12 protein-coding genes and 1 tRNA gene are annotated in these 13,477 nt (G+C 41.3%); 8 read left to right on the top strand and 5 right to left on the bottom strand.

Features of this window, described 5'->3' with window-relative positions; translation table 11 throughout:
• Positions 1–76: 76 nt before the first annotated feature.
• Positions 77–2,278 (bottom strand): heavy metal translocating P-type ATPase, encoded by a 2,202-nt coding sequence (locus tag FXN70_RS10505; protein ID WP_324647414.1) that lies wholly within the window; start codon positions 2,276–2,278, stop codon positions 77–79.
• Positions 2,279–2,346: 68 nt separating this feature from the next.
• On the opposite strand from FXN70_RS10505, the gene FXN70_RS10500 reads away from it, so the two are divergent.
• The 3 genes from FXN70_RS10500 to FXN70_RS10490 all read left to right on the top strand — a co-directional run bounded on the left by FXN70_RS10500 (position 2,347) and on the right by FXN70_RS10490 (position 5,062).
• Positions 2,347–2,802 (top strand): Cd(II)/Pb(II)-responsive transcriptional regulator, encoded by a 456-nt coding sequence (locus FXN70_RS10500; protein ID WP_324647438.1) that lies wholly within the window; start codon positions 2,347–2,349, stop codon positions 2,800–2,802.
• 124 nt (positions 2,803–2,926) lie between these two features.
• Positions 2,927–4,225 carry an FAD-dependent oxidoreductase gene (locus tag FXN70_RS10495; RefSeq protein WP_324647437.1) on the top strand — a complete coding sequence of 433 codons (1,299 nt, stop codon included), beginning with the start codon at positions 2,927–2,929 and terminating at the stop codon, positions 4,223–4,225.
• Between the two features lie 12 nt (positions 4,226–4,237).
• A complete protein-coding gene (locus FXN70_RS10490; RefSeq protein ID WP_324647413.1) occupies positions 4,238–5,062 on the top strand; it encodes a class I SAM-dependent methyltransferase in 825 nt (274 codons plus the stop codon).
• On the opposite strand, the gene FXN70_RS10485 is transcribed toward FXN70_RS10490, so the two are convergent.
• The 3 genes from FXN70_RS10485 to hisF form a co-directional block, all read right to left on the bottom strand.
• Positions 5,051–5,962, bottom strand: a complete 912-nt coding sequence (locus FXN70_RS10485; RefSeq protein ID WP_324647412.1) for an EamA family transporter — start codon at positions 5,960–5,962, stop codon at positions 5,051–5,053. The genes FXN70_RS10490 and FXN70_RS10485 overlap by 12 nt on opposite strands.
• A gap of 124 nt (positions 5,963–6,086) precedes the next feature.
• A tRNA-Thr gene (locus tag FXN70_RS10480) sits at positions 6,087–6,162 on the bottom strand.
• A gap of 95 nt (positions 6,163–6,257) precedes the next feature.
• Positions 6,258–7,019: an imidazole glycerol phosphate synthase subunit HisF gene (gene hisF / locus FXN70_RS10475; RefSeq protein WP_324647436.1), complete on the bottom strand. Its 762-nt coding sequence runs from the start codon at positions 7,017–7,019 to the stop codon at positions 6,258–6,260.
• A gap of 104 nt (positions 7,020–7,123) precedes the next feature.
• On the opposite strand from hisF, the gene FXN70_RS10470 reads away from it, so the two are divergent.
• Genes FXN70_RS10470 through FXN70_RS10460 form a run of 3 tightly spaced genes read left to right on the top strand, consistent with a single transcriptional unit; the run spans position 7,124 to position 9,119 of the window.
• A complete protein-coding gene (locus FXN70_RS10470; protein ID WP_324647411.1) occupies positions 7,124–8,080 on the top strand; it encodes a homoserine kinase in 957 nt (318 codons plus the stop codon).
• 3 nt (positions 8,081–8,083) lie between these two features.
• Positions 8,084–8,701 (top strand): DUF1294 domain-containing protein, encoded by a 618-nt coding sequence (locus FXN70_RS10465; RefSeq protein WP_324647410.1) that lies wholly within the window; start codon positions 8,084–8,086, stop codon positions 8,699–8,701.
• Positions 8,702–8,729: 28 nt separating this feature from the next.
• Positions 8,730–9,119, top strand: a complete 390-nt coding sequence (locus tag FXN70_RS10460; RefSeq protein ID WP_324647409.1) for a hypothetical protein — start codon at positions 8,730–8,732, stop codon at positions 9,117–9,119.
• 241 nt (positions 9,120–9,360) lie between these two features.
• Here FXN70_RS10460 and ribA read toward each other — a convergent pair whose 3' ends face one another.
• Entirely contained in the window at positions 9,361–9,963 is a 603-nt protein-coding gene (gene ribA / locus FXN70_RS10455; RefSeq protein WP_324647408.1) for a GTP cyclohydrolase II, read from the bottom strand.
• Positions 9,964–10,263: 300 nt separating this feature from the next.
• On the opposite strand from ribA, the gene dxs reads away from it, so the two are divergent.
• A complete protein-coding gene (dxs, locus tag FXN70_RS10450) occupies positions 10,264–12,183 on the top strand; it encodes a 1-deoxy-D-xylulose-5-phosphate synthase (protein WP_324647407.1) in 1,920 nt (639 codons plus the stop codon).
• A gap of 109 nt (positions 12,184–12,292) precedes the next feature.
• Positions 12,293–13,123, top strand: coding sequence for an inositol monophosphatase family protein (locus FXN70_RS10445; RefSeq protein ID WP_324647406.1), 831 nt, complete (start codon positions 12,293–12,295; stop codon positions 13,121–13,123).
• Positions 13,124–13,477 lie beyond the last annotated feature (354 nt).

The raw sequence follows: 13,477 nt of genomic DNA, 5'->3' as shown, positions 1-13,477 counted from the left end.
TGTGTGTATATCCATTTTGATTGGTAGTCCAAAATGATAAAAAAGGAGCTGATCATCAGCTCCTTTTTTATTGGGTTTAAAACTTCATTTTCAGTAAGCGTAGTCCATTTGCTACCACCAATAAACTTACCCCAACATCGGCAAAAACAGCCATCCACATCGTGCCAATATTGGCAAGGGTTAAGCCCATAAACAGCAATTTAATCCCCAAAGCCAAACTAATATTTTGAACTAAAATGGCATGTGTCGCTTTAGATAACCGAATAAAACTTGGCAGCTTTCGTAAATCATCATCCATTAAGGCGACATCTGCAGTTTCAATAGCCGTGTCGCTGCCCATGGCACCCATTGCAAAACCAATATCGGCTCGGGCAAGGGCGGGTGCATCGTTAATGCCATCACCCACCATTGCAACTTGACCTTGCTGCGCCAAATTGTGGATAACTTCGAGCTTATCCTCAGGCAACAAGCCACCTTGAGCCGAATCAATCCCGACTTGTTGTGCAATCACTTGTGCTGTGTGGGGGTTATCGCCACTTAGCATCACTGTCTGTATTCCAAGTTGATGTAATGCTGCAATCGCTTCTTTGCTGCTATCTTTAATGGTGTCAGCCACAGCAACCAGTGCAAGAGCATGGGTTTCATCGCTCAGCAAAACCACGGTTTTACCTTGCTTTTCAAACTGTTCAATTTGTTGTTCAAGTTCGCTTGAGCAGCGTTCTAATTCATGAATTAAGCGATGATTACCCAACCAATACTTCTGATTCTGTATTTCAGCTTGCGTACCGCGGCCGAGTAAAGCATTAAAATGATCGACATCAATTTTTACCGTTTGTGAGTGTGCGGCAGTAATCGCTTGCGATACAGGATGGTCAGATTGAGCGCTAAGGCTTGCAAGAATAGTGCGAATTTCGTTTTCAGTTTGATGGTTCGATAACAGCACAAAATCTGTGACTTGGGGTTGACCGTAGGTAATTGTGCCTGTTTTATCGAGTGCAACGGTTTTGAGTTGATGCCCTGTTTCTAAATAAACGCCACCTTTAATTAGAATACCTTTTTTAGCAGCCGCCGCTAAACCACTGACCACGGTAACAGGTGTTGAAATGACTAAAGCACATGGGCATGCAATCACCAGTAATACCAAGGCTTTATAAATCCATTCAAACCAACTACCTGCTAAAAATAGGGGTGGGATGATGGCAATTGCTAAAGCACAGGCAAATACAATGGGGGTATAAATTTGTGCAAAACGATCTACAAAGCGTTGGGTTGGCGCTTTTTCCCCTTGTGCCTGTTCCACTGCATGAATAATTCTGGCTAATGCTGTGTTATCTGCACTCGCAGTCACTTGATATTCAAAAGCACCTGTTTGATTAATGGTACCTGCAAAAACGTCATCGCCGATATTTTTTTCAATTGGCAGGCTTTCACCTGTAATTGGTGCTTGGTTGATGGTTGAATGTCCTTGCGTAATCACACCATCTAAGCCAATTTGTTCACCAGGCTGCACACGGACCTGTGCACCAATCGGAACTTGTTTGGCATCAATACGTTGCCATTCGCCATTTTCTTGCTGCATCAGCACTTCGGTCGGCATTAAATTGACCAGTTCACCAATGGCATTTCTTGCACGGCCCAGTGATTTTGCTTCAATCATTTCGGCTAAGCTAAATAGCACCATAACCATTGCGGCTTCAGACCAAGAGCCAATCAGCATTGCGCCTGTTACGGCAATACTCATGAGCGCATTAATATTTAAATTGCCATTTTTAATCGCAATCCAACCTTTTTTGTATGTGCTTAAACCTGAAAATGCAATTGCAAGTAGGCTTGCTGCCAGTACTATCCACGTTGAGCCATCAAACCAATGCGTTGCCTCTGCGATTGCGGCTAAAACAGCAGCAATAATGAGGGGAGTGAGAGATTGCTTGTGCTCGGTTTGAGGGGCAAGTGTACCCTCGGTATTTGCTAATTCAGGTTCAAAGCCCAATTCCCGAATGCCTTGTAAAATGTGTGGCAATACTTCGGGTTGATGTTCGACCGTAAGCACTCGCTGAATTAAATTAAATTCAAGCTTTTGAATGCCTTTAAAGTGCTGAAATTTTTTACGAATTAAGCCTTCTTCGGTGGGACAATCCATTTGCATAATTCGGATTTCAGTGCGCTGTACCTCACCTTCAAGCTGAGTTGTACTTAAATTGATATTGATGGATGCATCTTCAGGTGAATGTGAACATCCGCAGCTTTTCGTCTTGTTGTCTTTTATTGACATGTTCATTGTTTGTACTCATATCCTGATATACTCTTATTTAACACCCTGAAGTAACTATAGGCTCAAGTGTGGAAATGAAAATAGGTGAACTTGCAAAACAAGTGGGCTGTTCAGTTGAAACCATCCGCTACTATGAACAAGAAGCGTTGTTACATAAGCCTTTGAGAAATATCCAAAATAATTATCGACTTTACAATGCGAGCCATTTAGAGCGCTTACATTTTATTTGTCGTTGTCGATCATTAGGCATGACTCATGAGGAAATTCGGGTACTTCTTGATGCTCGGGCAGAAAATAAAAATTGCCAAGTGGTCAATGACTTGGTTGAAGTACATTTACAGCATGTGCAGAAACGAATTTTAGAATTACAAGCGTTAGAGCAAGAACTCAATGTTTTACAAGCACAGTGCCAAGGTGAAAATAATACCGCAGGCTGTGGCATATTGCGTGAATTAGATAAGTCTGAGCAGGTAGCGCTTGAGCATCGTGACATTATTCACTCGAATCAAGTTTGTGGGCATAAGCATTAAATTTCATCCAAATTACCTGTCTGTAAAAGAATGTAAAACAGCGGCATTATGGTAGTTTTTAATAAGGCGTTTCGAATAAAGATCACGCATAATAAAAAAATTATGTTTTAAAATGGATAAGACCGTGGAAATAGCAGTCATTGGGAGTGGCATGGCTGGGCTTGCTGCCGCAAGAATTCTAAAAGATGCAGGGCATCAAGTGACAGTTTTTGAGGCATTGTCGGGCCGTGGAATGGACAGCCATACGGTTGAATTTGATGGTGGTATTATTGATGCGCCATTACGGGTGATGAATCCTTACTTATGGAAAAACACCTTAAGTCTAGCCACCCATTTGGGCATTAAAACCTTTCCTGTTCGTACTTTTATGTCGTGCAGTTGGCTATTTGAAGAGAAAACGGAAACATGGCTGACGACTTCGCGCTCACCGATTGGTAATTTCCCAATTATCAACAACCGTAAAGGTTTACAGCAATATGGTGTGCGCTTGGTTAAGGGCATGTTGCAATTGAAAACGGCAATCCATCGTTTTTTTAAGTCGAAAAACCAAAATATTACCTTAACTGAATTTATCAATAAAAACGAAATTGAAGAAGTTTTTTGGAATGGTGCAGTGATGCCTGTGCTATATACCATTTGTACGTGTAATCCTGAAACCATTGGCGAGTGGCCAGCTAAACCTTTATTGGTTTTTCTAAGCCAATTGACCAAAGGCGAGCAATTATTACGTTTACAAGGTGGTGCGCCTGCTTTTGTGAGCAAATTAATTGATGGGATCACCATTCAAAGTGGTGCAGCAGTGACCAATGTTGAGCTAAAAAATGAACAGGTTTTAGTTGAAAATGCTGCTGGTTTTCAGCAATTATTTGACCGTGTGATTGTTGCAACACCAACCAATAAAATTGAAAGTTTTATGCACCAAGGTCAATTCGACGAAGATTTGGCACTACTTAAACAATTTAAGTTTGAAGAAGGTGATTTGGTTATTCACACCGACCCAACGGTAATGCCGCCAAAACGTAAAGATTGGTCGGTGCTTAGTTATATGATGGACCGTAAATTTACCCGTCAACAATTTACGGTGTGGATGAATGCAATTGAGCCAACGTTGGTGGGTAAAAATCCAGTATTCCAAACATGGCGACCTGTAACGCCAATAGACGCGAAAAAAGTGATTTCAACTGTGAAATTAAGCCGTGCAGTGGTCAATGCTCAAACGGTTGAAGTTAATCAAGAACTCTTGCGCCGTCAGAAAGTTCCTGGGCGTAAAGTGTATTTTTGTGGTTCGTGGTCGTGTGATGGTTTGCCAATTTTAGAATCGGCAGTGACTTCAGCTATGCAAATTGCCAAAAACTTAGGTGCGCCTTTACCTTTTGTGGGCTTAAAACCTAAAGTTGAAGTTGCGCCTGAGCTTGGTTATTAAGTTTCAATTTTAATGTCAAAACAGAAATCTACGCTGTTGTCCCAACATAAATATGCCATTCAGGCATCTATGTTGGGAGATACATCGACCTTACCATGGACCAATTTGGGACTGTGGCAGGGTGCTTTAAATTATCCTGAGGCTTGTCGCAATCTTGTGTTGCATCTGGTCGATGCAATTCATTTAACTCAGCAAGATCGCTTACTCGACTTAGGATGTGGGCAAGGTGCAAGTTTAAAACTTTGGCAAGATCATTTTAAATTGCCGCATTTTGAAGCGGTAGAATTACAAGTAGCATGTATTGATCCGATTCAAAAGCAAGCTTTACTGGGATTGCAGCATCTGCATCAAGGTGATTTTCTTAAATTAAAGCCAGCGCAATTTCAGCAATTTTTTGATGTGATTGTTTGTATTGATGCGCTTTATCATCATGCGCTGCCTGATTTTTTAAGTGTGATTCGGCCATTACTTGGCAACCATGGTCGTATTGCATTTCATTATTTGACGTTTAGTAAAAAGTGGAAAAAAGCGACAACGTGGCAAAAGTTACGGATACGTTATTTGTTGAAAGCCGCCGACATTCAGCTAGATCATTTAAAGGATCAAGAGGGTTTATGGGAGCAGCTTACACAAGTCGGTTTTCATCACATTAAAATTGAGGATTTAACCCAAGGTGTATGCGCAGGTTTTGCGCACTACATTACTACAATGCCGCCACAGCAGTTGCATGGCTTGGATGGTTTTAAAATTAAAATGACCGCAAAGCTTTGTCGGCAACTGGCACAAGACGGTTTAATTGAATATGTGCAAGTTACGGCAAGGGCATCATCGGTTTGATCGAAGATGTCGTAAGCGATGAACTATTTTCATTCCAAACACATTCACACATAAACCTAAAATAATCACCACAGCACCTAAACCCTGTTGCAGCGACAAATGTTCATTGAGAACGATAGTCGCAGTCACAATACCCACCACGGGCACCAGTAGCGTAAGTGGTGCAATGCGCCACGTTTCATATTTATTGAGCAAATAGCCCCACAAACTTGTACCAATAATGGTGGCAATATATGCCAGATATCCAATCACGAAAAAGTCACGTAATTGAAAATGTTGCAAGCTTTGCAGAATTGCGACTTTGCCTTCAAACACCCATGAACAGATAAAAAAGGGAGCAATTGGAATCAGTGCCCCCCAAACTACGAGCGATAATGTATCGACAGGATGGTGTTTTAAAATGACCTTGTTGCTAATATTTCCAACCGCCCAAGCCAACGCTGCCGCTAAGACCAGTAATAATGGAAGCAGTGGAATGCTACTTTGTGGGTTGGCTGCTTTTGCATCGGCCAAAATGAAAATCCCACCTGCGGCAATCAGAATGCCGAGCCAATGATGTGGTTGAATTTTATCAGATAGCAGCAATGCACCTAAAATTAAGGTAAAAAAAGCTTGGGCTTGTAAGAGTAAGGATGCTAATCCTGCGGGCATACCCAAATGAATAGACATAAAAAGCAGAGCAAATTGAGCGAAGAACAGACTCATTGCATAAAGAAGAATGAGTTTAAATGGTACGGCTGGACGTTTAACAAAGAAAATGGCAGGAAAGGCGACTGCAATAAAACGCAAACAGGCGAGTAGGAGTGGCGGGATATCGGCAACGCCAAATTTAATCACGACAAAGTTAAATCCCCATGCCAAAATAATTAGCAGGGCAAGGAATAGATCTTTGACCGTCATTTTATTGTCCTAAATATTGATATATGAAAAACTGCAAATGAAAATCTAATTTAAGCAAAAAGTGAAAAAAGCGCAAATAAAAAAAGCCCCTAAGTAATTTACTTGGGGGCTTTTAAAAATTTGCTGGTGCCGGCACACGGATTCGAACTGTGGACCTACTGATTACAAGTCAGTTGCTCTACCAACTGAGCTATGCCGGCAACGTGGCATGAATTCTACAGTAATATGAATAAAACTCAAGCCAAAAAATAAGCATTTAAATGAAGGTCATCGATTATTTTTGAGCATGAGCCTCTTAAAGACGCATTTCAATACCTTGCGCTGCTAAAAATTGTTTAGCTTCTGGAATGGTGTGTTGCCCAAAGTGGAAAATACTGGCAGCGAGTACAGCATCAGCTTTGCCTTCTAAAATACCATCGGCTAAATGTTGTAAATTGCCAACGCCACCCGAAGCAATGGTTGGAATATTAACTTTTTCATTAATTGCACGCATTAGGGCAATGTCATAACCTGCTTTAGTGCCATCGGCATCCATACTGGTAATCAATAATTCACCTGCACCAAAATCTGCCATTTTAATTGCCCATTCAATCGCATCAATCCCTGTTGGTTTGCGTCCGCCGTGGGTAAAGATTTCCCATTTATTCTCGCCTGTTTTTTTTGCATCAATGGCAACCACAATACATTGTGCGCCAAAACGCTGCGATGCTTCTTGTACAAATTCAGGTTGAAATACCGCAGCTGAGTTAATACTCACTTTATCTGCGCCTGCATTCAGCAATAGGCGGATATCTTCAACCTTACGTACACCACCGCCCACAGTTAATGGTACAAAAACGCTTTCTGCCATGCGCTCTACGGTACGATAGGTGGTGTCCCGACCATGATGGGTTGCGGTGATATCTAAAAAGGTAATTTCATCTGCACCTTGCTCGTTATAACGACGCGCTACTTCTACAGGGTCGCCAGCATCACGAATATCAAGGAATTGCACGCCTTTTACAACGCGTCCATTATCGACATCTAGGCAAGGAATGATTCGTTTTGCAAGCATAATGGCATCCGATTGGTGGGTTATGGAAAGAAACTTGCCGTGAGGGCTTTAAATTTGATCAACTTACTGTATTCTATCAAACTTATTTTGTTTCACGCAGGTTTTCTATGTCTGTTTATACGCCCTTGAATTTAGATCAAGTCCAGCCCTTTGCCGCAGCCTATAATTTACAGGTCGAAGCGCTTGTGCCCATTCAAGGCGGGATTCAGAATACCAATTATTTTATTGTTTGTGCAGATGGGCAGCAGTATGTTCTGACCTTATTTGAAAATGAAACCGAGCAAAGTGCAGGAGAGATTATTCCAGCCTTACAACGTTTGGCAGAAGTTGGTGTGCCTGTTGCTGCACCACTCGTGCATAGCAATAAAGCAATTCATTATTTGGTTGGTAAACCTGCACAAATTGCACCGCGGGTTTGGGGTGAACATCCTGAAACCACGACTGCGCAGCAAGTTGCGGCAATTGCAGAAGCACAAGCCACACTACATGTTACATTAGCGGACTTTCCTTTAGCACGTGAACATAGCCGTGGTCATGTGTATTGGACAGAAATTGGCGATTTATTGCAAAATGAAATGAACGCTGAAGATGCTGCTTTAAAACAACAGATTTACGCCATTTTTGAAGCTTATCGTGCGCAGCATCCAAATCGTCCACAAGGCTGGGTGCATTCTGATTTATTCAGAGATAACACGTTGTATCAACAAGAAAAATTAACTGGGATTTTAGATTTTTACGAACTCAATTTTGATGAATTGCTATTTGATATTGCAATTACTATTAATGATTTTTGTACGGCATATCCCGATGTAACGTTGGACCAACACCGTGTCGACGCCTATTTAAATGCTTATCAACAAGTTCGTGCATTGACTGAAGACGAACAAGCTTGTTTGCCAATTTATTTGGCAATGGCCGCTTGTCGTTTTTGGTTCTTACGTTTAAATGTGGCACGTTTAAACCGTTTAGAAGGACGAGGTGGCGACGACGTGTTCCAAAAAGATCCGACACAAATGCGTAATATGTTATTAAATCGATTGGTACATGTTACGGTGCTTGGATAATTCATGCGTGATCAAGGAAGGCTGATTGAGTGGTTTGATGAGCAGGGTTATGGTTTTATTCAGCCCAATGATGCTTCAAAAGATCGGGTATTTTTGCATATCCAAGATTTTGCTAAACGTGGCCCGCGCCCCTTGGTTGGTTGTGCTTTAGATTATTTGGTGATTGTAGATAGCAAAGGGCGTTTTCGGGCTACGCAAGTTGCGTACCTCAAAAAGCAGGGTAGTCGTCCTCATTCACCCCAAGCGTTAAATGTGCGGCAACAGCAAAATGCCAAATTGGGTGTTATGCCTATCGTCATTATTATGTATTTGGTGGTGGTTTTGACTGCTTTTGGAATTGCCCGCATCCCAAGTATTTATTTTGTAGTGATGCTATTCATCAATATTATTACTTATGCGTTGTATGCCAAAGATAAGAAAGCAGCTCAACAAAAACAATGGCGAGTACAAGAGCAAAGTTTGCACCTGTTTTCGTTATTGGGTGGCTGGCCTGCGGCATGGTTGGCACAACAAAAGCTACGCCATAAAACACAAAAACAACCGTTTCAACAGATTTATCACTGTACCATTGTATTGAATATTGGACTGACCTTATGGTTGATTTTCCGTCCTATGATTTAAACGATGTGTTGAAACAGTGAGTATAATAATGACATATGATGATCAATTTAAATCGGACAAAACCCTAACGCTTGTTTTGTATCTACTTTATATCGCTGCCATTTTTTCCGCAGGTATTTTGGCTGTGGTTGCGCTTGTGATTAATTACCTTAAAAAAGATGCCATGCGCGGTAGCATTTTTGAAAGTCACTTCAATTGGCAGATTCGCACCGTTTGGTGGTATTTGCTTTGGAATATTCTTGGGATTGTTCCATTTTTCTTTTTATTCTTAACCAATGATAATGCCAATTTATTTGCGGGTATCGCATCACTTGCATTCTTCTTTTGGCTTGCCGTAGTTTTTGTATCATGGGTTTGGATTATTTATCGTGCCATTAAAGGCTTGTTGGCTTTAAACGATAATAGACCTGTGGCTTAAATTGGTCGGTTAAAAAGTGGGGCGATTTACTCCACTTCTTAGCAAAAATAGTCTATCTTTGTGCTAGCACGGTCAAATTTCGACTGAAAAGAGGTTTGATTGCAATATTTATTGGGATGAGTGACGCATGTTTTTTCGTGGTTTGAGAGAATAGCGCTTGATCTTGTACAAAATGCAATGACGATTATCAAAAAAATCGAGCCATGTAGCTCGATTTTTACTTTTAATTTACAGCGAAATTTTAAAAGTCATCTTTTTTATACATGTGTGCCATGCGTTCTAATTTGGTTTTTAAATATTGTTCATTAAATGGATTTAGACCTACCGTTAATGCAACACGGTCGACTACATCAATGCCAAGTGCTTTTAATGCATTAATTTTAAGGGGATTATTGGTAATTAATTTAACCTGTTTAACGTGTAAGTGATTGAGCATAATTTTACACATATCGTATTTGCGCGCATCAGCAGGTAAATTCAGCATTAAATTGGCATCGACGGTATCGTGCCCTTGGTCTTGTAGGGCATAAGCGCGAATTTTATTGGTTAATCCAATACCGCGACCTTCTTGGCGTAAATATAAAATCACGCCTTGACCTGCCTCATCAATGAGTTTTTGTGTTGCTTTGAGCTGTGGGCCACAATCACATTTTAATGAAGCGAAGGCATCGCCTGTTAAGCATTCTGAATGCACACGTACTAAGACAGGTGTCGATGGTGGTTGTTCTAGGCCTTTGGATAATGCAACATGTTCTTCACCTGTTTCAGGGTCTTGAAACACACTGATATTGAAATCTCCAAATGCAGTTGGAAGTTTAGATGTTGCAACAAAAGCAATCGCCACAGTTACGCTCTTTGGTCATCGATAATCGTTGAAAGTATACCGCACTGATCAGAGATTCCTAGATTCGATATACAAAAATTAAGCCAATCATTTTCTTTTTTTATGCAAACTACTTAATAATAGTTGAACATTGGTGCCATTTTTCAGGATAATCAACATCCTTGTCTTAGACAAAAGCAATGCGCAATTTTAAAAAAGAAAAGTGGCACATTGAAAACACTGCTCGATGAGTTAAAATTATCGGTTCACGTCAATCCCTAGCTTAGGAAATTGCCAGGCTTTAGAAGGCTTCGCCACATTATGTTGTATACAGAAATTCCAACTCAACGCCCTGTTACGCCCTTGTTAGATGTGATTGATCATCCACAGCAATTGCGTCAATTTGACTCTAGTCAGCTCGAACAGGTGGCCGATGAGCTACGTCAATACATTTTGTATGCTGCTGGACAAAGTGGCGGACATTTTGGAGCCAACTTAGGCGTCATCGAACTGACAGTTGCTTTGCATTATTGTTTTAATACGCCAAATGACCGTTTAATTTGGGATGTTGGCCACCAAGCGTATCCACATAAAGTATTAACGGGACGCCGTGATCGGTTAACGACCATTCGTGCTAAAGATGGTTTGGCGGCATTTCCTTTAAGGGAAGAGTCGGAATTTGACCATTTTGGGGTTGGACATTCCTCGACTGCAATTTCAGCAGGCTTAGGGATGGCTTTGGCACGTCGTTACCAAAATGATCCGTGTGAGGTCGTTGCAATTGTTGGTGATGGTGCGATGACTGCGGGTATGGCTTTTGAAGCAATGAACGATGCAGTGGCTCATCAAGCTGATTTGTTAGTGGTGTTAAACGACAACGATATGTCAATTTCACCAAGCACCGGTGGTTTTGCTAAACATTTGGCTGCAATTTGGGAAAAAGGTCATTCAATTCATATTGATGCAGAAGGTACAGCATTTGTTGCGCCGTATCCTGAATGGGATTACACCTCACGCTTGCATCAAGCCGCAACCCAAGAAGCGGACAATTTATTTAAAGCCATTGGTTTTGATTATTTTGGCCCTTTTGATGGACATGATGTGCAGCAATTAACACAGGTATTTAACGCACTAAAACAGCGTAAAGGGCCACGCTTAGTCCATATCTATACCAAAAAAGGCAAAGGTTTTGCACCTGCCGAAGCCGATCCAATTGGTTATCACGCCATTGCTAAAAAAACTACACCAGTTCAAATAGAGGCTACACCAAAAAAATCTGCGCCTAAATATTCAGATATTTTTGGGCAATGGTTGTGTGACGAAGCAGCACAAGATTCACGTTTATTAGCCATTACGCCTGCTATGTGTGAAGGTTCGGGTATGGTGCAATTTGCCAAGCAATATCCTTCGCGTTATTTTGATGTGGCAATTGCCGAACAACATGCGGTTACGCTTGCTGCGGGTATGGCTTGCGAAGGCTTAAAACCTGTGGTTGCAATTTATTCGACCTTTTTGCAACGTGGTTACGACCAACTCATTCATGATGTTGCGCTACAAAATTTAGATGTCACTTTTGCGATTGATCGTGCAGGGTTAGTCGGTGAAGATGGTCCAACCCATGCGGGTGCATACGATTATGCATTTATGCGCACCATCCCTAATTTAGTGATTATGGCACCTAAAGACGAAAATGAATGTCGTCAGATGTTGCATACTGCCTATCAATATAAAGGGCCTGCTGCGGTACGTTATCCGCGAGGTGCAGGAATTGGGGTAGATGTTGACACTCATTTGACTCAACTTGAACTGGGTCGAGCTGAAATTGTGGCAGAGATTAACCCACAACATGAAGATCAAATTAGTATTTTGGCTTTTGGTAGTCGGGTAAATCCTGCTGTGCAAGCCGCCACCCAATTGGCAGAACAGCTTGATGTTGGGATTCGTGTGGTGAATATGCGCTTTGTAAAACCACTCGATGAACAAATGTTGGCAGATTTAACTGCGACAACTTCATTATTCGTGACGGTTGAGGAGCATGCGGTGATGGCAGGAGCTGGCAGTGCCATCAATGAAGCACTCGCAAAAATGCAAGTGACGAAAGCGGTTGTGAATTTAGGGCTGCCTGATACATTCTTACATCATGCCGATCATGCCCAAATGTTGCGCGATTGTGGTTTGGATGCTGTAGGTATTCAAGCTAGTATTCAACAGGCGTGGTTGAAAACCACACAAAGTGTCTAAAAAATAATCGAAATTTCTTTAGCAAAAAGCGCAGATATTTGTTAGAATAGCTGTGCTTTTATGCATTATTCTTTGTCAAAATCTTTAATTTGTTTTAAGTGGGTGTTCAATGGAACCTATGGTGGTGATGGCTGCGCGTGCGGCTCAAACAGTTGGTCAAGAGCTTTTAAAAGCGCATCAAAATCGTCATAAACTCGACTTGCAAGTTGAAGAAAAAGGCATTGATGGCCCTGTTACCCGTGTTGATCGTTATATCGAACAACTCACAATTGATACGCTTCGTAAAAGTTATAAAAATCACAGCTTCCTTGGTGAAGAGTTCGGTTTGCAAGAAGGCAAAGGCCATGATGCAGACTGGTGTTGGATTATTGATCCTTTAGATGGCACATTAAACTTTATTCAGGGTGTTCCACATTTCTGTATTTCAATTGCGGTACAACATAAAGGCGTGACGCAACATGGCGTAATTTATGATCCTGTGCGTGATGAACTATTCTCTGCAAGTCGTGGTCGTGGTGCGGTATTAAACCAACGTCGTATTCGTGTAAATACGCCAGACAGCTTGGAAAATACCTTCCTTGCAGTAGGTCATGCTTACCGTGCGAAACGTAATGGTCAAATTACTTCTTATGCCAAACAACATTTTGATGCATTGCTAGCTGTAACTGAAGCAGGTGCACAGTTCCGTCGTAGTGGTTCTGCTGCATTAGACTTAGCTTATGTTGCAGCAGGTCGTTATGATGGTTTCTTTGAATTAGGTTTAAAACCGTGGGATATTGCTGCCGGTGAGCTTATTGTGAAAGAAGCTGGCGGTACAGTGATTGATGCTCGTGGCGGTAACGAATCTATGGAAAATGGACAAGTGATTGCAAGTTCAATGAAAATGTTAAAACCGTTTGTTCAAGCAGTTGTACCTGCATGGGCAGATGCGGTTAAATAATAGCTTAGAGATTTGAAAAGCCAGTCACTATGACTGGCTTTTTTGTATTTATATGGGGTGGTTTGGTACTTATTGTGATTTTTAAAAGGATTGGAATAAAAAGTTTAGCTACAAAGATTATGTCAGTTTGCCATTTATCTTTATGCATTTTTAAGATAAAAAAATAAATAACGTGACAACTTATAAAAAGCTGCTATAATTCGCCCACGCACTTAAATTCCGTTCATTACCTGAACATTTCTCTTCTATCATTGTGTATGCGCGTCCGGTCCAAAGAGAGGACAATATTTCGCGCCCCACCCAATCGCTTAAGCGATTCTTTCAGGTTGCGGCTGTAATCATCTGTGCGTTATA

This window comes from Acinetobacter sp. MD2, assembly GCF_035615575.1.
Taxonomy (GTDB): domain Bacteria; phylum Pseudomonadota; class Gammaproteobacteria; order Pseudomonadales; family Moraxellaceae; genus Acinetobacter.
Note: the sequence above shows the minus strand (reverse complement) of the source record. Positions and strands in the feature narration are given on the sequence as shown.

What these genes read in the sequence shown, in the direction of transcription:
- FXN70_RS10490 (WP_324647413.1), top strand. Translation starts at nt 4,238, where the DNA reads ATGTCAAAACAGAAATCTACGCTGTTGTCCCAACATAAATATGCCATT.
- FXN70_RS10470 (WP_324647411.1), top strand. Translation starts at nt 7,124, where the DNA reads ATGTCTGTTTATACGCCCTTGAATTTAGATCAAGTCCAGCCCTTTGCC.
- FXN70_RS10505 (WP_324647414.1), bottom strand. Translation starts at nt 2,278, where the DNA reads ATGAACATGTCAATAAAAGACAACAAGACGAAAAGCTGCGGATGTTCA.
- FXN70_RS10485 (WP_324647412.1), bottom strand. Translation starts at nt 5,962, where the DNA reads ATGACGGTCAAAGATCTATTCCTTGCCCTGCTAATTATTTTGGCATGG.
- FXN70_RS10445 (WP_324647406.1), top strand. Translation starts at nt 12,293, where the DNA reads ATGGAACCTATGGTGGTGATGGCTGCGCGTGCGGCTCAAACAGTTGGT.
- dxs (WP_324647407.1), top strand. Translation starts at nt 10,264, where the DNA reads ATGTTGTATACAGAAATTCCAACTCAACGCCCTGTTACGCCCTTGTTA.
- FXN70_RS10465 (WP_324647410.1), top strand. Translation starts at nt 8,084, where the DNA reads ATGCGTGATCAAGGAAGGCTGATTGAGTGGTTTGATGAGCAGGGTTAT.
- FXN70_RS10500 (WP_324647438.1), top strand. Translation starts at nt 2,347, where the DNA reads ATGAAAATAGGTGAACTTGCAAAACAAGTGGGCTGTTCAGTTGAAACC.
- FXN70_RS10460 (WP_324647409.1), top strand. Translation starts at nt 8,730, where the DNA reads ATGACATATGATGATCAATTTAAATCGGACAAAACCCTAACGCTTGTT.